General features: G+C 65.9%; 21 protein-coding genes and 1 tRNA gene. 5 read left to right on the top strand and 17 right to left on the bottom strand.

Annotated features, from left to right (window positions below; translation table 11 throughout):
- Positions 1-243: 243 nt before the first annotated feature.
- Complete coding sequence (gene trhA, locus LFT44_RS05690) at positions 244-885, top strand: PAQR family membrane homeostasis protein TrhA (protein ID WP_236802804.1); 642 nt, start codon at positions 244-246, stop codon at positions 883-885.
- Between the two features lie 45 nt (positions 886-930).
- On the opposite strand, the gene LFT44_RS05685 is transcribed toward trhA, so the two are convergent.
- Together LFT44_RS05685 and mca are read right to left on the bottom strand one after the other, a co-directional pair.
- On the bottom strand, positions 931-1,284 hold the full coding sequence (locus tag LFT44_RS05685) for a hypothetical protein (protein ID WP_236802803.1): 354 nt from the start codon (positions 1,282-1,284) through the stop codon (positions 931-933).
- 97 nt (positions 1,285-1,381) lie between these two features.
- Positions 1,382-2,287 carry a mycothiol conjugate amidase Mca gene (mca, locus tag LFT44_RS05680; protein WP_236801577.1) on the bottom strand — a complete coding sequence of 302 codons (906 nt, stop codon included), beginning with the start codon at positions 2,285-2,287 and terminating at the stop codon, positions 1,382-1,384.
- A gap of 129 nt (positions 2,288-2,416) precedes the next feature.
- On the opposite strand from mca, the gene LFT44_RS05675 reads away from it, so the two are divergent.
- Both LFT44_RS05675 and greA read left to right on the top strand, forming a co-directional pair.
- A complete protein-coding gene (locus LFT44_RS05675) occupies positions 2,417-2,875 on the top strand; it encodes a DUF4307 domain-containing protein (RefSeq protein WP_236801576.1) in 459 nt (152 codons plus the stop codon).
- A 151-nt stretch (positions 2,876-3,026) separates the two neighbouring features.
- Positions 3,027-3,521, top strand: a complete 495-nt coding sequence (gene greA, locus LFT44_RS05670; protein WP_236801575.1) for a transcription elongation factor GreA — start codon at positions 3,027-3,029, stop codon at positions 3,519-3,521.
- Between the two features lie 136 nt (positions 3,522-3,657).
- Here greA and LFT44_RS05665 read toward each other — a convergent pair whose 3' ends face one another.
- Genes LFT44_RS05665 through LFT44_RS05650 form a run of 4 tightly spaced genes read right to left on the bottom strand, consistent with a single transcriptional unit; the run spans position 3,658 to position 7,898 of the window.
- Positions 3,658-4,287 (bottom strand): rhomboid family intramembrane serine protease, encoded by a 630-nt coding sequence (locus tag LFT44_RS05665; protein ID WP_236801573.1) that lies wholly within the window; start codon positions 4,285-4,287, stop codon positions 3,658-3,660.
- Between the two features lie 8 nt (positions 4,288-4,295).
- Positions 4,296-5,534 carry a threonine ammonia-lyase gene (gene ilvA, locus LFT44_RS05660; RefSeq protein ID WP_236801571.1) on the bottom strand — a complete coding sequence of 413 codons (1,239 nt, stop codon included), beginning with the start codon at positions 5,532-5,534 and terminating at the stop codon, positions 4,296-4,298.
- 3 nt (positions 5,535-5,537) lie between these two features.
- Complete coding sequence (locus LFT44_RS05655) at positions 5,538-6,884, bottom strand: AI-2E family transporter (RefSeq protein WP_236801569.1); 1,347 nt, start codon at positions 6,882-6,884, stop codon at positions 5,538-5,540.
- Positions 6,885-6,935: 51 nt separating this feature from the next.
- Positions 6,936-7,898 (bottom strand): aldose 1-epimerase family protein, encoded by a 963-nt coding sequence (locus tag LFT44_RS05650; protein ID WP_236801568.1) that lies wholly within the window; start codon positions 7,896-7,898, stop codon positions 6,936-6,938.
- A 102-nt stretch (positions 7,899-8,000) separates the two neighbouring features.
- Here LFT44_RS05650 and galT point away from each other — a divergent pair, with 102 nt between their 5' ends.
- Together galT and galK are read left to right on the top strand one after the other, a co-directional pair.
- Positions 8,001-9,158 (top strand): galactose-1-phosphate uridylyltransferase, encoded by a 1,158-nt coding sequence (galT, locus tag LFT44_RS05645; RefSeq protein ID WP_236801566.1) that lies wholly within the window; start codon positions 8,001-8,003, stop codon positions 9,156-9,158.
- Positions 9,155-10,342 (top strand): galactokinase, encoded by a 1,188-nt coding sequence (galK, locus tag LFT44_RS05640; protein ID WP_236801564.1) that lies wholly within the window; start codon positions 9,155-9,157, stop codon positions 10,340-10,342. Before galT ends, galK begins: the two co-directional genes overlap by 4 nt.
- 100 nt (positions 10,343-10,442) lie before the next feature.
- Here the strand turns inward: galK and LFT44_RS05635 are convergent, their stop codons facing one another.
- The 11 genes from LFT44_RS05635 to LFT44_RS05585 all read right to left on the bottom strand — a co-directional run bounded on the left by LFT44_RS05635 (position 10,443) and on the right by LFT44_RS05585 (position 21,766).
- The gene (locus LFT44_RS05635; protein WP_236801562.1) at positions 10,443-11,360 is read right to left on the bottom strand and encodes a Bax inhibitor-1/YccA family protein; all 918 of its coding nucleotides are present in this window, start codon (positions 11,358-11,360) and stop codon (positions 10,443-10,445) included.
- Between the two features lie 148 nt (positions 11,361-11,508).
- The gene (locus LFT44_RS05630) at positions 11,509-12,222 is read right to left on the bottom strand and encodes an ABC transporter ATP-binding protein (RefSeq protein WP_236801561.1); all 714 of its coding nucleotides are present in this window, start codon (positions 12,220-12,222) and stop codon (positions 11,509-11,511) included.
- Positions 12,209-13,174: an ABC transporter ATP-binding protein gene (locus tag LFT44_RS05625; protein WP_236801559.1), complete on the bottom strand. Its 966-nt coding sequence runs from the start codon at positions 13,172-13,174 to the stop codon at positions 12,209-12,211. The genes LFT44_RS05630 and LFT44_RS05625 overlap by 14 nt, the downstream gene beginning before the upstream one ends.
- On the bottom strand, positions 13,171-14,412 hold the full coding sequence (locus LFT44_RS05620) for a branched-chain amino acid ABC transporter permease (protein ID WP_236801558.1): 1,242 nt from the start codon (positions 14,410-14,412) through the stop codon (positions 13,171-13,173). The genes LFT44_RS05625 and LFT44_RS05620 overlap by 4 nt, the downstream gene beginning before the upstream one ends.
- A complete protein-coding gene (locus LFT44_RS05615) occupies positions 14,409-15,416 on the bottom strand; it encodes a branched-chain amino acid ABC transporter permease (RefSeq protein ID WP_236801556.1) in 1,008 nt (335 codons plus the stop codon). The genes LFT44_RS05620 and LFT44_RS05615 overlap by 4 nt, the downstream gene beginning before the upstream one ends.
- Positions 15,417-15,568: 152 nt before the next feature.
- The gene (locus LFT44_RS05610) at positions 15,569-16,801 is read right to left on the bottom strand and encodes a branched-chain amino acid ABC transporter substrate-binding protein (protein ID WP_236801555.1); all 1,233 of its coding nucleotides are present in this window, start codon (positions 16,799-16,801) and stop codon (positions 15,569-15,571) included.
- A 246-nt stretch (positions 16,802-17,047) separates the two neighbouring features.
- A tRNA-Leu gene (locus tag LFT44_RS05605) sits at positions 17,048-17,121 on the bottom strand.
- A gap of 113 nt (positions 17,122-17,234) precedes the next feature.
- A complete protein-coding gene (locus tag LFT44_RS05600; RefSeq protein ID WP_236801554.1) occupies positions 17,235-18,701 on the bottom strand; it encodes an NAD(P)/FAD-dependent oxidoreductase in 1,467 nt (488 codons plus the stop codon).
- Between the two features lie 35 nt (positions 18,702-18,736).
- On the bottom strand, positions 18,737-20,146 hold the full coding sequence (locus LFT44_RS05595; RefSeq protein ID WP_236801552.1) for a S8 family serine peptidase: 1,410 nt from the start codon (positions 20,144-20,146) through the stop codon (positions 18,737-18,739).
- A 4-nt stretch (positions 20,147-20,150) separates the two neighbouring features.
- On the bottom strand, positions 20,151-21,098 hold the full coding sequence (locus LFT44_RS05590) for a Ppx/GppA phosphatase family protein (protein ID WP_236801550.1): 948 nt from the start codon (positions 21,096-21,098) through the stop codon (positions 20,151-20,153).
- Positions 21,095-21,766, bottom strand: a complete 672-nt coding sequence (locus LFT44_RS05585) for a DUF501 domain-containing protein (protein WP_236801549.1) — start codon at positions 21,764-21,766, stop codon at positions 21,095-21,097. Before LFT44_RS05585 ends, LFT44_RS05590 begins: the two co-directional genes overlap by 4 nt.
- Between the last annotated feature and the right edge of the window lie 17 nt (positions 21,767-21,783).

The raw sequence follows: 21,783 nt of genomic DNA, 5'->3' as shown, positions 1-21,783 counted from the left end.
ACTCACCTGACTTTCCTGCCGTACGTACATCCACATCCTAGGCTACCGCCGGCGGGACCCCGGGACCGGCGGCATGGAACAACAACAGCGCAGCATTGTTACCGACGGGTAACTTACCGCCCCGTAAGTTATTCTGGGGGCATGGACAGCAACTCCCCCACGGACTCCCCGTCACCCCGGCGAGAGGACCGGAACGCCGACTCGAAACCGGAATCCAACGCCGTGGATGACGCCGCCGTCCGCCTGGCGGAACTGCTGATGATCAAGCCGAGGTGGCGGGGCTGGATCCACACGGTCACCGCGCCGCTGGCTCTGGCCGCGGGCACCATCCTGGTGGCCCTTGCGCCCACCCCGGACCGCAGGATCACCTCTGCCGTCTACGCTGCCACCGGCGTCCTGCTGTTCGGAGTCAGTGCGGTTTACCACCGCGGCAACTGGTCCCCGCGCGTGAAACTCGTCCTGAAGCGGCTGGACCACACCAACATCATGTTGGTGATCGCCGGCACCTACACACCGCTGGCATGGACACTCCTGGAACGCCAGCAGGCAGTGGTGCTCCTATGGGTGATCTGGTCAGGGGCCATCCTTGGCGTGCTCTTCCGGCTGCTGTGGACTGATGCGCCCCGCTGGCTCTACGTGCCCATCTACATCGCACTGGGCTGCGGCGCCCTCTTCTACCTGCCACAGTTCTTCCAGGCGAGTGTCCCCTCGGCCGTGCTGATCTGCGTGGGCGGGGTCCTCTACATCACTGGCGCTGTTTTCTACGCCCTGAAGAAACCCAACTTCAGCTACCACCACTTCGGCTTCCACGAACTGTTCCACGCCCTCACGGTGCTCGCCTTCGCCGCCCACTTCGTGGCGATCGCACTGGCCGTCCTCGCCTAAAGCCGGCAGTCCTCTTCGAGGGACCGGACGCCCCCGGGAACATGCCTACTCGCGCGGCTGCGAAAGCCCGTTCGCCGGGCCGTTGCCCTTGAAGTCCGGCGCAGAAGGGTCCGCAGAAGGGTGCGTGCCGTCGTCGAGCCCGTCCTGGACGTCCGCCGCGTCCACGTCTGCCGCAGCTGCCGCCGCCATGCGCTCTTCCTCCACCTGGGCGCGGTAGCGCACCCTTCGGATCCGCCGCACCATGTCAACGATGAGCAGGGCGGTTGCCACCACAAAGAAAGCCGTCATGATGAACCCCAGCAGGCCCGGCGTCACCTGGTCCTCGGAGATGCCGTCCCGCAGCGTGGGGGTGGGCATCGGGGTCGGCGTGGTGGCGAGGGTGAGGAGCAGAGAATGCACGGTGGATACCTTCTGGTGGAACGGATGCAGCAGGCAGCGGACGGATGGGGCCGTCACGGGCCCATCTTCTACGCGGGATAGAAATAGCCTGCCTTGTCTATCTTAGCCCCGCGAACAGGTCCTTCTCGGGGAGTTCCGAGTGCACCCGGGAGTGGATCAGCGAATAGTCCTCCCACGGCCAGACGCGGCGCTGCATGTCCGGCGAAACGGCGAAGAAGAACCCGAGGGGGTCCACCTGGGTGCGGTGGGAGCGCAGCGCATCGTCGCGCATTTCGAAAAAGTCGCCGCAGTCAATCTGCGTGGTGGTGGGGTGCGCGGCCGGCGGCGGGGTGTGCCCCTCGGCGTCGGACTCCAGCCAGGCTGCCAGCCGCTCGGCGTAGGGCGACTGCAGCCCGGCCTCTTCCAGCGCAAAGTGCAGCGCGCGGAACCGCTCGGGGCTGAAGGCGCGGTCGTAATAGAGCTTGCTGGGTTCCCAGGCCTCCCCCGCGTCCGGATAGCGGCTGGGATCGCCGGCGGCTTCAAAGGCTTCCACCGCAACGCGGTGGGCCATGATGTGGTCCGGGTGCGGGTATCCGCCGTTCTCGTCATAGCTGAGGATGACGTGCGGTTTGAAGGAACGGACCAGCCGCACCAGGGGCGCTGCCGCTTGGTGCAGCGGCAGCGTGGCGAAGGAACCGGCGGGCAGCGGCGGGAGCGGGTCGCCTTCGGGAAGGCCTGAATCGACAAAGCCGAGCCACCGCTGGCGGATGCCCAGGATGGCGGCGGCCCGCTGCATCTCGAGCCGGCGGGCGCCCGCCATGTCCCGCTTGGGATGCGGTTCACCTTCGACGGCAGGGTTTTGGATGTCGCCCCGGGACCCGTCCGTGCAGGTTGCCACCAGTACGTCCACTCCGGCTGCCGCGTACATTGCCATCGTCGCAGCGCCCTTGCTGGACTCGTCATCCGGGTGGGCGTGGACCGCGAGCAGCCGGAGCGGCACCTGGGAGTTGCTGGACGCTGTCATGGAAGGGACGGCTCCTTATTTTTCTTTTGCGGCTAGTGGCAGCTTACGGATGATGGTCGCGGGAACATTGCCTCACCGGCAGTTGCAGCCACCGCAAGGCGGCGGCGGAAAGGGAACTAAACTGGTCTGGTGACTTCCCCGGACCAGCCGGCCCAACCCGCGCCCGCAGACACTAGCCTAGCCAATCGCTATGGTGCTAAAAAGCGCCGGCTCTCCCCCAAGGCCGCGCGGGCTGCGATCGCCGTCGCGATGGCCGCCGGCATCGGGTTCCTGGCCTGGGTCACCACCTCCAATTCCCTTTCCGGCGTGACGTACAAGGACGTGGGGTACAGCACCACCGATGCCACGCTCGCCGAGGTGGACTTCCAGGTCACCCGCGAACCGGGCAATCCGGTCAAATGCGCCGTGAAGGCGCTGGATTCCAAATTCGCGGTGGTGGGCTGGAAGGTGGTGGACATTCCGCCATCGGCGGCTGATGGAACGGCCGACGGCGGCAGGACAGTGGCCCAGCGCGTCACCTTGCGCACGGAGTCGGCGTCCGTGTCCGGCGTGGTGGACAGCTGCTGGATCCCCCGTGGAGAGTCATAGGGCATGTGATCTGCAACGCTTCCCTGTTGGGTTATCTCCAGAGGATTGACTACAATAGAGAGATACCTTTACCCCGCTGAGCTGGTTACTGTTCCACAAGTGGCCACCGTGGCGGGGTCTTTTGCATGTAGGACCACTAGAGGAGAAGTCCGTGTCTACCACCAACAGCGCATCTGCAGCCTGGCTGACCCAGGAAGCTTTTGACCGCCTGAAGGCAGAGCTGGACCACCTTTCCGGCGCAGGCCGGGCGGAGATCGTCCAGAAGATTGAAGCAGCGCGGCAAGAGGGGGACCTCAAGGAAAACGGGGGCTACCACGCGGCCAAGGAGGAGCAGGGCAAGATCGAAGCCCGCATCCGCCAACTGACGGCCCTGCTCCGCGATGCCCATGTGGGTGAAGCACCTGCCGATGACGGCATCGTGGAACCCGGCATGATCGTAGTGGCCAGGATCGCCGGTGACGAGGAGACCTTCCTGCTCGGATCACGCGAAATCGCGGGCGACTCGGACCTGGACGTCTTCAGCGAGAAGTCGCCCCTCGGTTCTGCCATCCTGGGCCACAAAGAGGGCGAGAGCCTCAGCTACGTCGCGCCCAACGGCAAGGAGATCAAGGTGGAGATCCTTTCCGCCAAGCCGTACACCGGCTAGCCCTGGCCCTGCACGGCACAAGCTGTGTGATGAGGCAGGAAGCCATGCCGGCTGAAGAGCGGCGGCCGTCCCCACAGGGACGGCCGCCGCTCTTCTTTTAGTTCATGGTGGGGCAGGCCGCGTTGAGGGCCTGCCCTTAGAGTCCCCGCCCAATGGCTGGGGTGCGCGGACGCAGCAGCAGGGCGGCCACCACCCCGCCGGCCGCACCGCCAAGGTGCGCCTGCCAGCTGACATAGCCGGCTACGAAGGGCAATGCGCCGAGCAGGATGCTCCCATAGCCCAGGAAGAGAACCACGGCGAGCAGGATCTGCCGCCAGCTGTGGTTGAAGAACCCTCGGACCAGGAGGAACGCGAAAAGCCCGAACACCAGGCCGGAAGCACCCACCGTGACACCGTTCCCGATGAACCAGACGGTCAGGCCGCTGCCCAGCCAGCTGAAAGCCAGGGCGGTGAGGAAGACGCGCAGCCCGGAGAGGAACACCAGGAAGCCGAAGATCACCAGGGGCAGGCTGTTGGACAGGAGATGGTTCAGGTTTGCGTGCAGGAGCGGGAAGGTGAAGATGTCCAGCAGTCCGTCGGGGCTCCTGGGCCGCAGGCCGAAGGTCCGGGTGAGGGCGCCCATCATCAGGGTATTGACCACTTCAATGGCGAACAGCAGGGCCAGGAAACCGCCCAGCACCACCAGTCCGCCCTTTGCGCGGGCCGCGATGGTCTGCCGCTCGGGGCTTCGCCCGTTACCGGTGAAGCCGTTACCCAATCCGGCCATGGCCGCTCCTAATGCACCACGATCGGCTGGAAACCCTCGGCACGCAGTGCGCTGAGGACCTGCTCCCCGTGCTGGTGGCCCTTGGTCTCCAGGTTCACGGTGATGGAGACGTCGCCCATGCTGATGGAGCCCCCCACCCTGGTGTGGTCAAGGCCGGTAACGTTGGCATCGTTTTCGGCAATGATGCGGGCGATGGTTGCCAGTGAACCGGGCCGGTCATCAAGCATCATGCGGACCGTCATGTACCGGCCTGCGGCGGAAAGGCCGCGCTGGATGACCTTGAGCATCAGCATGGGGTCGATATTGCCGCCGGACAGCACGGCCACCGTGGTGCCCGGGTTCTCGATCTTGCCGTCCATGAGGGCGGCCACGCCCACTGCGCCCGCGGGTTCCACCACCATCTTGGCCCGTTCCAGCAGGAAGATCAGGGCACGGGCCAGGGAGTCCTCGCTGACCGTGACAACGTCGTCCACCAGTTCCCGGATGATGCTGAAGGGCAGCTGCCCCGGCCGCCCCACAGCGATGCCGTCCGCCATGGTGGAGACCTTCTTGAGCGGCACCAGCGCATCTGCGGCGAGCGACGGCGGGTAGGCTGCAGCGTTCTCCGCCTGGACGCCGATGATGCGGATCTCCCGGCCAAGTTCGCGGGCGCGGGCCTTGATGGCCACGGCGACTCCCGCCAGGAGGCCACCGCCGCCCACACCCATGAGGACGGTGTCCACGTGGGGCACCTGTTCCAGGATCTCCAGGCCCACAGTCCCCTGCCCCGCCACTACGTCCACATTGTCGAACGGGTGCACGAAGACCATGCCGGTTTCATTGCTGTAGCGCTGGGCTTCGGCGAGCGCCTCGTCCACGTTGTGCCCGTGCAGGATGACTTCGGCGCCATGGCTCCGCGTGGCGGCAAGCTTGGGCAGTGCTACGCCCAGGGGCATGTAGATCCGGGCCTTGATGCCAAGACTTTTGGCAGCGACTGCAACGCCTTGGGCATGGTTGCCGGCGGAGGCCGCCACCACGCCGCGCTTCTTCTCGTCAGGAGAGAGCCGCGCCATCCGGACATAGGCTCCGCGGACCTTGAACGAGCCCGCACGCTGCAGGTTCTCGCATTTGAAGTAGACGTCCCCGTCCACCATGCCGCCCAGCGCCCGGGACGACTCCACGGGTGTGCGCGCGATAATCCCATCAAGCAGCTTCTGCGCCTCAAGGACATCGTCCAGCGTGACGGGAAGGGTTTCAAGGATCTTCACGGACTACTCTCCTCTGGGTTCTGCCCCTGGGCCCTCCACGGAGGAGGAGGTGCGGGCATCACGGTGTTCGGCTGCAGTGCCGGCCGCCGTGTCCCTTCCTGCGTCGGATGCAGAGGGTGGTTCAACGTCCTGGATGGTGTTGTCCCCGCCCGCTCCGGCTGTAATGGGCTTCCCGGCGACAACCGGCACCTGTTCATGTTCCCACGTTCTGGCCGCGATGTAGCGAATGGCCGAGTTTGCTACGGCCAGGATGGGCACTGAGAACAGCGCGCCGGGGATGCCGGCAAGGTAGGAGCCGGCGGCGACGCTGAGGATCACGGCCACCGGGTGGAGCGATACTGCCTTGCCCATGACCAGCGGCTGCAGGATGTGGCCCTCAAGCTGCTGGACCGCGAGGACGATTGCCAACATGATCAGGGCGTTGACGGGTCCATTGGCCACCAGCGCCAGCAGGACGGCGACGGCGCCGGTCACCAGGGCGCCCACCACGGGGATGAACGAGCCAAGGAACACCAGAACTGCGAGGGGAAGCGCCAACGGGACGCCCAGGATAGCGGCGCCTACGCCGATGCCAAGGGCGTCGACGGCGGCGACGAACATCTGGATGCGCGCATAGCTGACCATGGAGGCCCACCCCTTGCGGCCTGCGCCGAACGTGGCGGCCCTGGCCTTGCGCGGAAGCATCCGGACCAGGAACGCCCAGATCCGGTCACCTTCCAGGAGGAAGAAGATGAGGATGAAGAGGGAGAGGAGCATTCCGGCTGCGAAGTGGCCGGCGGTGCTGCCGACGGACAGGGCCCCGCTGACGATGCTGCTGCTGTTGTTCTGCACCGCATCGGTGGCTTCCTTGATGTACTGGTCGATCTGGTCTGCGGTGAGATGCAGCGGACCTGCGGACAGCCAGTCCTGGACCTGCCGAACGCCTTCCAGCGCCTGCGAGTAGAGTTCGCTGAAGCCGACGGCCAGCTGCCTGCCCACCAGGGCGAGCGCACCGACAATGACTCCGATGAAGCCCAGGATGGTGACCGCGACGGCGAGCCCAGCCGGAAGTCCGCGCCGCTTCAGCCAGGCTGTCACCGGGCTGAGCAGCCCGGCGAGGAGGGCGGCCACCATGATGGGGATGATCAGGAGGGTGATGTGGCTGAGCAGCCACACCAGCGTCCCTGCCATCAGGAGGATCAGGCCCAGGCGCCATGACCAGGACGCCGCGATGCGGATTCCGTAGGGTATGTCCCTGTCCAGCTCACGGTCAGTCAGGACGCGCAGGGGCGCAGCCGCGGCCGCCGGTGCTGGAGCGGTACGGGCGGGCGCTGTATGGGCAAGGGTAACGTCGTCCTCTTTAGGCGTCATATCCCCATACTTCCCCAGCAGCGCCCCAATGCAAACTAGAGGCAGGGCAAACTACCGGCCCGCCCCGCCTGGCGTGTAGTCGATGCCCCATTCCATGCTGAAGGACTCTCCCGGGGGCAGCCATCGAAGGCCGTCACCGGAGTTGAACGCGTTGGCTGGTCCCGTCATGGGCTCCACGGCCACAGCGCGGGTCCGGCCCGCGTACAGCGTGCTCACATAGACGTGGACGTAGCGGCAGGCTTCATCCTGCCAGAGCGACACCGCGCTGCCGTCGGCCGCGGCCAGGGTGTGCCGGGCCTTTCCGTCCTCGTACTGCAAGTCGGTCAAGGCCACGTCCACGGCTATGTCCGCAACGTGCCGGCCGGAGCGGAAGTCGGTGTCCCCGTCCACGGGGGCAGAACTACGCGGGATCAGGCGCTCATCGGTCACCAGCCGGGTATCGGCGGCAACGGTCAGCTGCAGTTCTTCCACGGGGGCGTCGCCAACGCGCAGGTAAGGGTGCGCGCCGAGGACGAACGGTGCAGCTGCGTCAGAATCATTGGTGAGGGTTTGCCGGACGTGCAGCCCCAGGTCTCCCGAGAGCTGGTACTCCACGCGGTGCCGCACCAGGAACGGGTAGCCGTGCTGCGGGAAGACTGCCGCCTCCAGTGCGACGGCGTGCGGGGACTCCCCCACCAGCGCGTAGCCGGTGTTGCGGAGCAGGCCGTGGCTGGCGTTGTTGCGGGACACCTCGGTGATGTCCAGTTGCTGCTTCCTGCCGTCCAGGATCCACTGCCCGTCCTCCACCCTGTTGGCCCAGGGCGCCAGCGTGATGCCGGCACCGCCGGGGGCGATCTCATCATCGCCATAGGTCTCGGTCAGCAGGACCTCTCCCCGCGTGAAGGAGCGAAGTCCGGCGGCGAGTTCGGTGACCACGGCAACGGCATCGCCGCGCCGCAGCTCGTATTGCCGGCCGGTAGCGCATGGCCGGGCTGCGGAGGGTGCGGTAGTTCCCTGTTCGGAAGAGGCTGTCATGGCCAATACCGTACAACGCGCGGCCCGGGTCTTCGCATACGCCGCACTGTTACTTTTTGTTGTTAACTATTCATTCTTGAGCGTTTATGCGAGACTTTTTGCATGACAGGGATTACCAGCACCACACTCTCCGACGGCCGGGAGCTGATCTACTTCGACGACGCCGGCACCACGACCTCGCGCGCGGAACACCTCACCACAGACCACCGCGGGCTGCCGCCGCGGGGTGAACCGGGCGAGGTCCGCTTCGATGCGCTGACGGACGAATGGGTGGCCATCGCCGCACATCGCCAGGCCCGTACCCACCTCCCCCCGGCAGACCAGTGCCCCATTTGTCCCACCACGCCGGGCAACGCTTCCGAAATTCCTGCCGCCGATTACGACGTTGTGGTCTTCGAAAACCGGTTCCCCTCCTTGGGGCCGGCCCTGGGACCAGTGCCGGACGGTGCCGCATGGGGAACGAAAGGACCTGCCTACGGCCGTTGCGAAGTAGTGTCTTTCACCCCCGAACACACGGGGTCCTTCAGCGGCCTGACCCCGGAGCGCTCCCGCACGGTGATCGAGGCGTGGTCGCAGCGCACCGCTGCCCTCAGCGCCATGGAAGGCATCAAGCAGGTCTTCCCGTTCGAGAACCGCGGGGCCGATATCGGTGTGACGCTGCACCACCCCCATGGCCAGATCTACGCCTACCCATATGTCACACCGCGCGCAGGAGTCCTGGGTGCCGCCGCCAGGAAGTACTACGACGCAAAAGACGGCAGGGACACCCTGACCGGCTCGCTGCTGCGTGCCGAACGGGAAGACGGCAGCAGGATGATCCTTGAAGGCAGTCACTTCAGCGCCTACGTGCCTTTCGCAGCCCGCTGGCCGCTGGAAATCCACCTCGTTCCGCACCGCCATGTCCCCGACCTGGCCGCGCTGGGCGGGGAGGAGAAGGATGAGCTGGCCCAGGTCTACCTGGACCTGCTCAAACGTGTGGATGCGCTGTACCCCACGCCAACGCCCTACATTTCCGCTTGGCACCAGGCGCCGCTGGACGACGTCCTCCGGCCGGCCGGCTACCTCCACCTCCAGCTGACTTCCCCCCGCCGGGCCGCCGATAAACTGAAGTACCTGGCCGGGTCGGAGGCAGCCATGGGCGCCTTCATCAACGACACGACGCCGGAAATCGTGGCGGAGCGGCTGCGCGCAGTGGTGGTCCCGCCGTCGTCCACGCCTGCTGCCGCCATGGCGGCCACCCCGGAAGGAGCCTCAGCATGAGCATTCAGGAACAGGACCAGGCCGGCACGGCACCTGCCGCCCGTGTAGACCTTGACGCCCGCTTCGAGCAGGAGTTCGGCAGCGCGCCCGACGGCGTATGGCAGGCTCCGGGGCGGGTGAACCTCATCGGCGAACACACCGACTACAACGAGGGCTTCGTCCTTCCCTTCGCCATCGACCGCACCGCCCGCGTGGCCGTTGCCGTCCGCCGGGACGACACCGTACGGCTGCTGTCCACCTACGGGGACCAAGGCGTGGTCAGCACCACCATCGGCTCGCTGCAGCCCGGCACAGCGAAGGGCTGGACCAAGTACCCCCTGGGCGTCGTGTGGGCCCTTCGGGAGAAGGGCATCGAGGTCCCCGGACTGGACCTGCTCCTGGACTCAAACGTGCCGCTCGGAGCCGGCCTCTCGTCGTCGCACGCCATCGAATGCGCGGTCATCACGGCCCTCAACGACCTCACGGGCGCCGGCCTGGCTGCCCAGGACATGGTGCTCGCCACCCAGCGGGCGGAAAACGACTTTGTCGGAGCGCCCACGGGCATCATGGACCAGTCCGCGTCGCTGCGCGGCTCAGAGAGCCACGCAGTCTTCCTGGACTGCCGGGACCAGACGGCAAGCCTGGTGCCCTTCGAGACGGGGCCCGCGGGCCTGGTGCTCCTGGTGATCGACACCAAGGTGTCGCACTCGCACTCTGACGGGGGCTACGCCTCACGGCGCGCATCCTGCGAGCTGGGCGCCGAAGTACTGGGAGTGAAGGCCCTGCGGGACGTCCAGGTGGGCGATCTTGAGGAGGCCAGCGGCCTGCTGGACGAGGTGACATTCCGGCGGGTGCGGCACGTGGTCACCGAGAATGACCGGGTGCTCCAGACCGTTGAGCTGCTGGGCGGCCCCGGCCCCAGCGCCATCGGTCCCCTGCTGGACGCCAGCCACGCCTCCATGCGCGACGATTTCGAGATTTCCTGCCCCGAGTTGGACCTGGCTGTGGACACCTCGCGGGCCAACGGGGCCATCGGCGCCCGCATGACGGGCGGCGGGTTCGGCGGAGCAGCCATCGCGCTGACCCCGGTGGACGCCGAACAAAAGGTGCGTGACGCCGTCGTGAAGGCTTTCGCCGACGCCGGCTTCACCGCACCGGACATCTTTACCGTCACCCCTGCCGCCGGGGCCATGCGGATTGCCTAGCCGGGAGGCGGCAGCATGATGCCTTAAACGGCCGTGGGCCCCACCGGTCTGGTGGGGCCCACGGCCGTTTAACCTACGACGGCGGAAGCTGCCTGGGTGCCTAGTCGTCGCCGCGGAGGATGGCCAGCAGGCGGATAATCTCCACGTACAGCCACACCAGGGTGACGGTCAGGCCAAAGGCCGCCGTCCAGGAGAAGCGCTGAGGGGCGCCGCTGCGGACACCCTCCTCAATGCTGGTGAAGTCCATGATGAGCGAGAAGGCAGCAAGCCCGATCGCCAGCAGGCCAATGAAGACGCCAAGCGGGATGCCAAAGATCTCCACGGAGGTGCGCAGGCCGAACGGGCTCTGCACGGCGCCTGTCCACATCATAACCATGTTGATCAGCGCGAACACGGCGTAGCCGATAACGGCGATCATGAAGAACCGCATGGCGCGGGGCGTGGCCCGGACCTTGCCGCTCTTGAAGAGGACCAGGGTCACAGCGAAAACGGACAGCGTTCCAATCACGGCCTGCAGGCCGACGCCGGGGAACATGCCGTCGAGGATCCGGGTCAGGCCGCCGAGGAAGAGTCCTTCCAGGGCCGCGTAGGCGAGGATCAGTGCCGGAGAGGGCTGCTTCTTGAAGGTGTTCACGAGGGCCAGGACGAAGCCGCCCAGTGCGCCGACGATCATCAGCAGGGAGGCCAAACCCTGCGCCACCACAAGGGTCACTGCGGCGCCGGCAATCACTGCGGCGAGGCAGGCCGCGGTCTTCATGATGACGTCGTCGAACGTCATGCGGCCGGTGTCTGCGGGACCGGCGGACGGCTGGGCGTACATCTGCCGCAGGTGTTCGTCGGTCATGTTCTGCGGCTGCGTGCCCCAGCCCTGCTGGCCGTAGGGTGCCTGGCCGTAGGGTGCCTGGCCGTATGACTGCTGGCCGTAGGGAGCGCCATAAGGAGCCTGCGGGACAGGCGGTGCCTGGGTGGCTCCACGGAAACTTTTTCCGTTGAAGATCGGGTTGCCGCCAAGTGCCATTGCGGTGTTCCTCCATGTGGGTGTGGGTGATGGTTTTGTTACGCTACCAATTCCCACGTGGCGGCGGCCGGGAAAGTTCCCCAGGGGCCCGGTTGCAACCGAACCGTGACCGTTGCGTTGCTATGCGCACCGGGCCCCGTCAGCCGAACTATCCCACGCCCAGGTAGGCCTCCTTAACCGAGGGATCCTCCAGCAGCTCCTTTCCTGTGCCGCTGCGGGTGATCTCCCCCGTTTCCAGCACGAAGGCGCGGTGGGCGCCCGCCAGTGCCTGGTTGGCGTTCTGCTCCACCATCAGCACGGTGGTGCCCTGGTTGTTGATTTCCTTGATGATCCTGAAGATTTGGCGGATGAACTGCGGTGCCAGGCCCATGGAGGGCTCGTCCAGCAGCAGGAGCTTCGGGTTGGACATCAGGGCCCGCCCGATTGCCAGCATCTGCTGCTCACCGCCGGACATCGTGCCGCCGAACTGCTTCTCCCGCTCCTTCAGCCGGGGAAACAGGTCGAAGACGCGGTCCAGGTCCTTCGCCACGCCGCTCCTGTCCTTACGGCCAAAGGTTCCCATATCCAGGTTTTCCATGACGGTCATGCCGGGGAAAATGCCGCGCCCCTCGGGGGCCTGCGAAATCCCGTGCACCACCCGGATGTGGGCCTTCATCTTGGTGATGTCCTGGCCGGCAAAGGTGATCTTGCCTTCGGAACAGTTCAAGAGGCCGGAGATGGTGCGCATTGTGGTGGTCTTGCCGGCGCCGTTGGCGCCGATCAGTGCCACCACTTCACCTTCGTCCACCGTGAAGGAAATGTCGCGCAGGGCCTGGATCCGGCCGTAGTGGACAGATACGCCCTCAAGCTCAAGCAACGTCATCTTCGGGCTCTCCTAGGTAGGCGGCAATAACGCGCGGATCCTCGCGGATCTCCCGCGGCAGTCCGTCCGCAATCTTCTTCCCAAACTCCAGCACAACAATCCGGTCTGTCACGCCCATCACCAGCTTCATGTCGTGCTCAATCAGCAGCACCGTGTAGCCCTCGTCCCTGATGGTGCGGATCAGCGCCATCAACTCCTCTTTTTCGGCCGGGTTGAAGCCGGCTGCAGGCTCGTCAAGGCACAGCACCTTTGGGTCGGTGGCCAACGCCCGTGCGATTTCGAGCCGGCGCTGGTAGCCGTACGGGAGTTGCCGGGACAGGACGTGCGCATGGCTGCCGATGCCCACGAAGTCCAGCAGGGCCATGCCGCGCTCGATGGCCGACTTTTCCTCCCTGATGTGCGTGGGCAGGCGCAGCAGCGCTCCGCCGACGCTGGTCCGGTGCCGTGCGTCCAGGCCCACCACCACGTTCTCCAGGGCAGTCATTTCGCCGAACAGGCGGATGTTCTGGAATGTACGTGACAGGCCCAGGCGCGTGATCTTGTGCTGCTTGATGCCGTTCAGGACCTGGCCTTCCAGCACCACCTTCCCACTGGATGGTTTGTAGACGCCGGTCATCGCGTTGAAGCAGGTGGTCTTCCCGGCGCCGTTGGGGCCGATCAGCCCCAGGATCTCACCCCGCTTGATGTTGAAGCTGACGTTGTCCAGCGCCACCAGGCCGCCGAACTTAATGGTCAGGTTCTGCACCTCAACAATGTTGTCGCCCACCTTGACCGCAATATCGCGGTCCGGAGCCACCTTTTCTGCCAGTTCCTGGTCCACTCCGGCCTCGGCCAAAGCCTCCATGTCCAGTTCCGGCGCCACCGGAGCCGCGGTGCCCTCCGGGGTTGCGGCCTCGTGTGCCGGCTGCTCTTCCACGCTGCTGGAGCCTGCGTGCCTTTCCTCGGAGCTCATGCCTCCGCTCCTCTCTGCCCGGCGGCGCGGGTATCAGGACCGGGCGCCGGCCTGTCGGTGTCTTTGGGTTCGGTGGCATCGCGGCTGGCGACCTTGTTCAAAGCCGTCCTGCCGTACGCGAGCAGCCGCTGCCGGGCCGGAAGCAGCCCCTGGGAACGGAAGATCATGATCAGCACCAACGCAACGCCGAAGATCAGGTATTTGTACTCGGCGATGGCCGTGAACCTGAGCGGGATGTAGCTGACCAGGGCTCCGCCAAGAATGGCCCCTACCTTGTTGCCGGCGCCGCCCAGGACGACGGCGGCGAGGAACAGGATGGATGTGGTGACGTCGAACTTCTGGTTGTTCACGAACCCCACCTGGCCGGCGAACAGGGCACCGGACAGGCCGCCGACGGCAGCACCGATAGCGAAGGCCCACACCTTGTATTTGAAGGTGGGAACGCCCATGATTTCCGCGGCGTCCTCATCTTCGCGGATGGCGATCCAGGCCCGGCCAACACGGCTGCGTTCCAGGTTGCCCACCAGGAGGGTGACGATGATGATGATGGTCAGGGTCAGCCAGTACCAGGGCACACCGTTTGAGTTGGAGAAAATGGGCGTGCCGTCAGCCGCGGTCCCCGGCGGGTGACCGACGTTCTGGAAGCCCACCTGGCCCTTCATGGCCGGGATGATCGTGGCCAGGATGCGGATGATCTCCCCGAAGCCGAGCGTCACGATGGCAAGATAGTCACCCCTGAGCCGGAGCGTGGGCACGCCCAGCATGACCCCGAAGAACATGGTGACCGCCATGGCCACGGGAAGCGTCCACAGATAGGGGATGTGCAAGTACGGCGAATCCGGGCTGGTCAGCATGGCCGCAACGTAGGAACCCACCGCGAAGAAGGCGACGTATCCCAGGTCCAGCAGTCCCGCGTAGCCCACCACGATATTGAGTCCAACCGCGATCAGTGCAAATCGGGCCATGTCGAAACAGGCCAGGGCGAAGTTGTTGCCCGGCTCAGTAGTTAAGATCGGCGGGTTGATCAGCGGCAGCAGGTAGGCCAGCACCACCACAACCACCAGGAATGCCCATTGCTGTTGGCGGGACAGGGCCTGCCACCGGTCGGAGAAGCTGTTGCGTTTCCCCTTCTGCCGGAGCGCGCTTCTGCCGGGGGATGTCGAGGAGGCTTCGCGGTCCTCTGCAGCCTGTTCGGCCGCGGCTGTCCGCAGCGGCGTGGGGCCATCCGTCATACTCATGCTTTGCTCCTTCCAAGGGAGGTGCCAAGGATGCCTTCAGGCCGCAGCAGCAGCACGAGCACCAGCACCACGAACGCCACGACGTCGGTCCACTGCGAGTTGCCCAGCAGGATCTGGCCGTAGTTGCCGATCAGGCCGAGCAGCAGGCCGCCCAGCAGGGCACCGCGGACGTTGCCGATGCCGCCCAGTACCGCGGCCGCGAACGCCTTGATGCCAAGGACGAACCCACCGCTGTACTGGACACCGGACGGGATCTTCATGACGTAGAACAAGGCGGCGGCTCCTGCAAGCAGGCCTCCGATGACGAAGGTGGTAATAATGATGCGCTCTTTGTTGACGCCCATCAACGTGGCGGTGTCGGGGTCCTGGGCGACTGCGCGGATGCCGCGGCCGGTGCGCGACTTGCTGATGAACCTGTCGATGCCCACCATCATGATTACCGCGGCAATGATGATCACCAGCTGTTGGGAGTCGATGATGGTGCCGAAGACATCGAAGATGGGTGTGGGCCGGAACATCGTGAGGGCAAGCTCAGGGCTGGGACCACGCCACAGGTAGATCAGGTACTGGATGGTGAAGGAAGCGCCGATGGCGGTGATCAGGAAGACCAGGCGCGGGGCGTTCCGCCGGCGGAGGGGCTTGTAGGCGATGCGTTCCAGCAGGAAGGCCGTCACCGCGGAGGCAAGCATGGCCAGAACCAGCGCCAGCAGCAAGTTGAGGATGATGGCCCAGATATCGAGCCGGGGTGCGGAAGGGCCAAAGCCAAGGCTGCTGAGGGTGAAAAAGACTGCGTAGCAACCGACGATGAACACTTCCGAGTGGGCGAAGTTGATCAGGTTGAGCACGCCGTAAACCAGGGTGTAACCCAACGCTACGAGCGCGTAGATGGCTCCGAAGGTGAGGCCGTCAAAGGTGGCGCTCCAGAAGTTTTCGGCCAGGGACGGTATGTCGAAGGTAATCCAGTCGTTTTCCGTCGGGAGTAGTGGGACAAGAGTGGAAAGCATGGGAACGTCCTGATCCAGTTGCACGCGGCTTTGTGGGCCCGGCCGTGGGACTTGTGTCTAGTGACCTGGGTTGGTCGTGAAATGCTGCCAAGCGAAGAAAAGGCTGTGGGGGCCGCATCTGCTGGCCCCCACAGCCGATTCCTGCTTGACTGCTACTCCCCGATGGGGCCGACGGGGACGATCTTGCCGTTCTCCACCTTGTAGCCGTAGACGGTCGGGGCCTGGAGCTCACCCTTGGCGTCCCACTTGTAGTGCTTGCTCAGGCCGTCCTTGTCGTAGGCCTTGACCCAGGCCAGCAGGTCCGCGCGGCTTTGCTTGCCCGCATCGATGCCGGACAGGAGGACAGTGGCGGCGTCGTAGCCTTCGATCGAGTACGTTCCGGGCTCTGCGCCCTTGGAGACATCCTTGTATGCGGAGGCGAAGTCGGTGATCAGTTCACCGGGGATGCAGGGGCAGGTGAAGTAGGCGTTGTTTGAGGCGTCGCCTGCCTGCTTGATGAACTGGTCATCCTTGACGCCATCCGGCGCCACGAAGGTTCCGGTGAAGCCCTTGCCAACCAACTGCTGGTCGAACGGTGCACCCTCGGCGTAGTAGCCGGCGTAGAACACGGCGTCGGCCTTTGCGTTCATGATCTTGGAGATGACTGCCGAGAAGTCCTTCTGCCCGGTGGTCACCTTTTCCGTTCCGGCCAGTGCGCTGCCAAGTCCGGCGGAGGTGGAGGTGCCAAGGCCAATGCCGTAGTCGGAGTCGTCCTGGACCAGGTAGACCTTCTTGGCGCCAAGCTTGCCGGTGAGGAACTTCGCTGCTGCCGGGCCCTGGACGGCGTCATTGCCGAGGCCCCGGAAGAAGGTGGTCCAGCCGTTTTCGGTCAGCGTGGGGTTGGTGGCCGACGGCGTGATGTGGACCAGGCCCTTCTGCTCGAAGATGTTGCCCGTGGCCTTGGATTCGCCCGAGAACGGCAGGCCGACTACACCAACGATGTCCGGCTCGCTCACCATCTGGGTGACGGGGCCGGTGGCCTTGTTGGGGTCACCTTCGGTATCGAACTTCTTGAACTGGACCTGGCAGCCGGGGTTGGCCTTGTTGTGCTGGTCGATGGCCAGCTGGATGCCGTTGAAGATGTTGACGCCCAGCTGCGCGTTGGGACCGGTCTGCGCGCCTGCGTAGGCCAGCGTGGTGGTCGCGGGGCAGGTGGCCTTGCCGTCACCGGCCGGCTTGACGGCACCGGCGGGGACATCCACTTTCGAAATGGCGGGGATGTTCACCTTGCCGGACGAACCCGAGCTTTCGGTGGTGCCGGGGCCCGCCTGGTTGGCACAGGCCGACAGCAGCATGCTGAATGTGGCTGCTGCTGCCAACGAGGTGAGGACTTTCTTTCGGTACATTTGTCTGCCTTCCGAAACAGGGCCATGCGATGCGCGAACGGATCAATGGGGCGCCGAGGCACTCCGAATTGGACCAGGTATTCCTGATTTAGGTTCAAGCTAATGCATAGACAGCAGCGAAACTAAGTGACTGAGGTCACAGCCTTATAACAGTCGTTGCCTATGCGGAATTAAACGCAGGAAGCCGCCTGCAATCGCAGGCGGCTTCCTGATGGCCGGCACTGGTCGTGGCGGCATGGACAGTTGTACCCCAGGTGGGACTCGAACCCACAACACGCGGATTTTAAGTCCGCTGCCTCTGCCAATTGGGCTACTGGGGCGCCGGGTCAATGGTACCTGCCAAGGCGGCCCTGGCTGGAAACGCCGACGGCGGCCGGCCCCGCGAAGGGGACGGCCGCCGTCGTACGCTGTGAAGCGTGGTGGAACAGACGCTCTACTTGGCGTTGGCCGCCACGGTCTCCTTGGGAGCTGCGGCAGCGGTGGAACCGGAGCCGGCGGCCGGCACGGCTGCGGGAGCAGCTGCAGGCTTCGGGGCCGGGGTTGCTGCCGAGACGAAGGCGCCCCGGGGGTTGTCCAGGTCCAGCAGCTGGGTGGTGTCGCGGCCGGCGAAGAAGCCGATGATCCAGTTCAGGATGACGCGGAACTTGCGCTCAAACGTGGGCATGGCCATGCCATGGTAGCCGCGGTGGGCCAGCCAGGCCGGTGCTCCCCTGAGGCCGATGCGGCCCAGGAGGTTGATGTTGGCAACGCCCTTCCACTCGCCGAAGCCGGCCACGGCACCAAGGTTCTTGTGCTTGTAGTCAGTCAGCGGCTTGTCCCAGCGGGAGGCCCAAAGGTTCTTGGCGAGGCGCTTGGCCTGGCGCAGGGCGTGCTGGGCGTTGGGCACGCAGGTGCCGTCCGGCAGGCCCTTGCCGGTGAGGTCCGGTACAGCGGCGATATCGCCGGCTGCCCAGGCGTTCTCCACGATGCCTTCGTCGCCGGAGATGCGCAGGTCCGGCAGGACGCGGACGCGGCCGCGGGGCTCCAGCGGGAAGTCCGTGGAGCGGACCATGGGGTTGGCCTGCACGCCGGCGGTCCACACCAGGGTGTCTGCCCCAAATTCCTGGGCGGGGGTCTTGTCCGGAAGGTTGATGAGCTTGAGGGTGCCTTCGGCGCTGTCCAGCGAGGTGTTCAGGAGAACCTCGATGCCGCGGCTGCGCAGGTGCTCCACCACCCAGTCAGCCTGCTGCGCGGTGACCTCGGGCATGATGCGGCCCATGGCCTCGACCAGGACGAAGCGCACTTCCTCCTGCTTGACGCGGGGGTTGTTGCGCACCGCGGCGCGGGCGAGGTCTTCCATCTCGGTGATGCATTCGATGCCGGCGAAGCCGCCGCCGACCACCACGAAGGTGAGGGCCCGGGCGCGTGCGGCGGGGTCCGTCATGGTGGAGGCAACCTCGATGCGCTCGAGCAGCTTGTTGCGCAGCGCAACGGCTTCCTCGATGGTCTTCAGGCCAATGCCCTTGTCCGCCAGGCCCTTGATGGGGAACGTGCGGGTGATGGCGCCGGCTGCGAGCACGACGTCGAAGTAGGGAACCTCAAAGTTTTCGCCGCCGTCGGCGGGAGCCACCACAGCCTTGCGGTTGACGTGGTCGATCGAGGTGACGCGGCCCTGGATCAGTTCCGTCTGCTTGAGGTGCTGGCGGTGGGAAACCACCGCGTGGCGGGCTTCGATGTTGCCGCCGGCCACCTCGGGAAGGAAAGGCTGGTAGGTCATGTAGGGCAGGGGATCAACGACGGTGACGATGCCACCGGCATTCGCGATCTTCTTCTGCAGTTTCAGTGCTACGTACAGGCCGACGTACCCGCCGCCGACGACGAGTACCCTGGGACGGTCCTGGAGCTGTGGGGTGGTTGCCATACTTTAAAGGATAGCGCAGTTTGTGAAAATCTTCACTAACTTGGACGACGGTCCGTAACGTGGGAATTCCGGGGCGGATGCACCTTTTCCAGCACCCCTGTGTCGGATTCTTCGGTGGCAAGCGCAGGGTTGCGGGCGGCCCTGCGAAGCTGGATGCCGGCTGCCGCGATGATCGCGATGAAGAGGACACCAAACCCGATCACGACGGCGGCGCCGATTGCACTGTCCCGCTGGGACGGCGCCTTGGCAGCGGGAACGGTTGCTTCGGGCAGGGTGGGTTCGGCACTAGGCACCGGTGCGGCGGTTGGCGCCGGGGTTGCGGGAGCAGCGTTTCCCCGCCTGTGAACGCGGATCCATTCGGCGATGGTGCCCAGCGGGTTGACCGACACCTGCGGGACATCGGCCTTTAGGGCAGCCTCGGCGTTGAGGATGCCGTAGCCGTACAGCGGGTCCTTGCCCGGGGCTCCCGCGTCCTTGGCCGTGGTGATGATCCGGTTGATGACCTGTTCAGCGGTCATGTCCGGCCACTTGGAGCGGATCAGTGCTGCCACGCCGGCAACGATGGGGGTAGAGCCCGAGGTTCCAGCCCACTCCGCGTAGCCTCCACCGGGGAGGCCGCCAAGGAGGTTCTCGGCAGGTGCCGCCACGCCGATGCTGATCCCCTGTGAGGAGGCGTCCACGCTGGCTTGGTTCTTGCGGTCCAGGCCGGCGACGGTGAGGACGCCCGGGATGGTGGCAGGGGCGCCAACCTGGGTGTTGCCGCCCACCCGGTTGCCCGCCGCAGCAACAATGACCACGTCCTTCTGTTCCGCGTAAAGGAAGGCCGCGTCCCAGCTTTGCGGCCACTGCGGGCTTGTGCTGCCCAACGAAATGTTGATCACCTTGGCGCCGTTGTCCACGGCCCAGCGGACCGCCTCGGGGATCTGGTCCTGGTCGCTCTTGCCCGAAGGGTTGGGTGAGCCAAGCCAGGTGGAGACCGAAAGGAGCTGTGCTTCCGGCGCCACTCCCATGATGCCATCGGGTGGTGTACCCGCCGGTCCCGGGCTGGGGCTGGGGCTTGGGCTTGCCGGCTGGTGGCCGCGGCCGGCAAGCATCGTGGCTACCAGGGTGCCGTGTTCGGGCTTCGAGCCCACGCTCTTCTGGCCGTCGGGCCGGCCGGAGCCGGAGGCGTCGTACCCACCGACGACGGCGCCTTTGAGGTCCGGGTGCTGCGCGTCAATGCCGCTGTCGATGACGGCTACTTTGACGCCTGCGCCCTTTGACACTTCCCAGGCCTTGGTGATGCCGGAATCTGCCAGCCAGTATTCTTTGTCGCGCCACTCGTCGGCCCGTGCGGAGGGTGCCGTGAAGAGGCCCGCGCAGAAGCAGCACGCAGCCAGGAGGACGGCCATCAGGGCCGCCGCCGCCCGCGGCAAGAAGCGGGTGGAAGCTGTTGTGGAATGCATGGGCCTACCCGATGCTCAGGGCGATGCCGTCGAGGATGTCGTGCTCGCTGGCCGTGGCTGCGGTAATCCTCCCGCCGGTCAGCTCCCCCATCCGTTCCAGGATCCGGCGCCACACCAGTCCCCCGGCCCCGATGACGTCCACGCGTCCGGGGTGCATGTACGGCAGGGCCGCGCGCTTGTCCCGGGTCATGGTGAGCAGGTCGGTGGCAGCGGCGCGAACCTCCGCAATCGGCAGTTCCGTGCCGTGGATGGCGTCAGGCGAGTATTCCGGCAGGCGCAGGGCATGAGCGGTGATGGTGGTGACGGACCCCGCAACACCGACGACGGCGGTGGCGCGTTCCAGCGGTACATCGCGTCCGGCGCGGGCTATGGCGGCGTCCACGTCGGCTTCCGCTGCCGCGATCTCTTCAGCGGTGGGCGGGTCGTCCCGGAGGTGCCGTTCAGTGAGGCGGACGCAGCCGATGTCCACCGACTTCGCTGCCGTCACGCCGTCGGCGGTGCCGAGGACGAACTCGGTGCTTCCCCCGCCGAGGTCCACTACCAGCACCTGGTGGCCGTCGAGGATGGGCAGGACGCTGCTGGCACCGGCAAAGGACAGTGCCGCTTCCTCGTCCCCGGAGATGACTTCCGGCTCCACGCCCAGGAGCTCCCGGATACCGTCCACGAAGATGTCCCGGTTGCGTGCATCGCGGCTGGCGGAAGTGGCGACGAACCGGATCCGCTCCGCACCGTGTTCCTTGATCAGGCGCGCATAGTCAGCGGCTGCGGCGAAGGTCCGTTCAAGTGCCTCGGGCGCCAGTTCGCCAGTGGCGTCCACGCCCTGGCCCAGCCGGACCACGCGCATCTCGCGGACAACGTCGGTCAGGTCCGTGCTGCCGTTGGCGCGGTGGATGTCCGCGATCAGGAGCCGGATGGAGTTGGTGCCGCAGTCGATGGCGGCCACGCGCGTCATTCGGCGGCTCCTGCAGTGCCGGCGGCTTTCCGCACGGGCGCTGGCCGCCCCACGATATCGGGCAGGCCCTGGGGTCCGTGGCGGCTGAGGTCCCGGGATGGTGCCTCGCCGGTGGTGTCCCAGGCGCCGTCGCAATAGCACTTGTCCGCCGTCCACCACTCGCTGATCATTTCGATCGCCTGGTCGCCGAGGGGGTTGACGCCGCTGCCCGCTGCCAGGGAGTGGCCCACCAGGACATGCAGGCACTTGACGCGGGTGGGCATCCCGCCGGCGGAGACGCCGGCGATTTCGGGCACCGGGCCGATGCCCGAACGTTCCCCAATGGCTTCGCGGGCCGCCAGGTACTCCTCGTGGGCTGCCCGGTAGGCAGCGGCGAGTCCTTCGTCAGAGGCCAGCTGCTCGTTCATGCTGTTCATGACCCCTGCCGCCTCAAGCCTGGAAACGGCGGACGTGATCACCGGGTGCGTCAGGTAGAAAGTGGTGGGGAAAGGAGTGCCGTTGCTGAGGCGCGGTGCGGTGGCCGCCACCAGTGGGTTGCCGCAGATGCAGCGGGCGGGAATCTCCACGACGTCGCGGACGGGCCGTCCCAGCTGCCTGCTCAATACTTCAAGGTCGTGTGCTGTCGGTTGGCGGGATTCGTCCCGGGCGGCTGCCGTGTTGTTTTCCACTGTCGCGGGCCGTCCTT

The organism is Arthrobacter sp. FW306-05-C (assembly GCF_021801725.1).
Lineage (GTDB): Bacteria > Actinomycetota > Actinomycetes > Actinomycetales > Micrococcaceae > Arthrobacter.
Note: the sequence above shows the minus strand (reverse complement) of the source record. Positions and strands in the feature narration are given on the sequence as shown.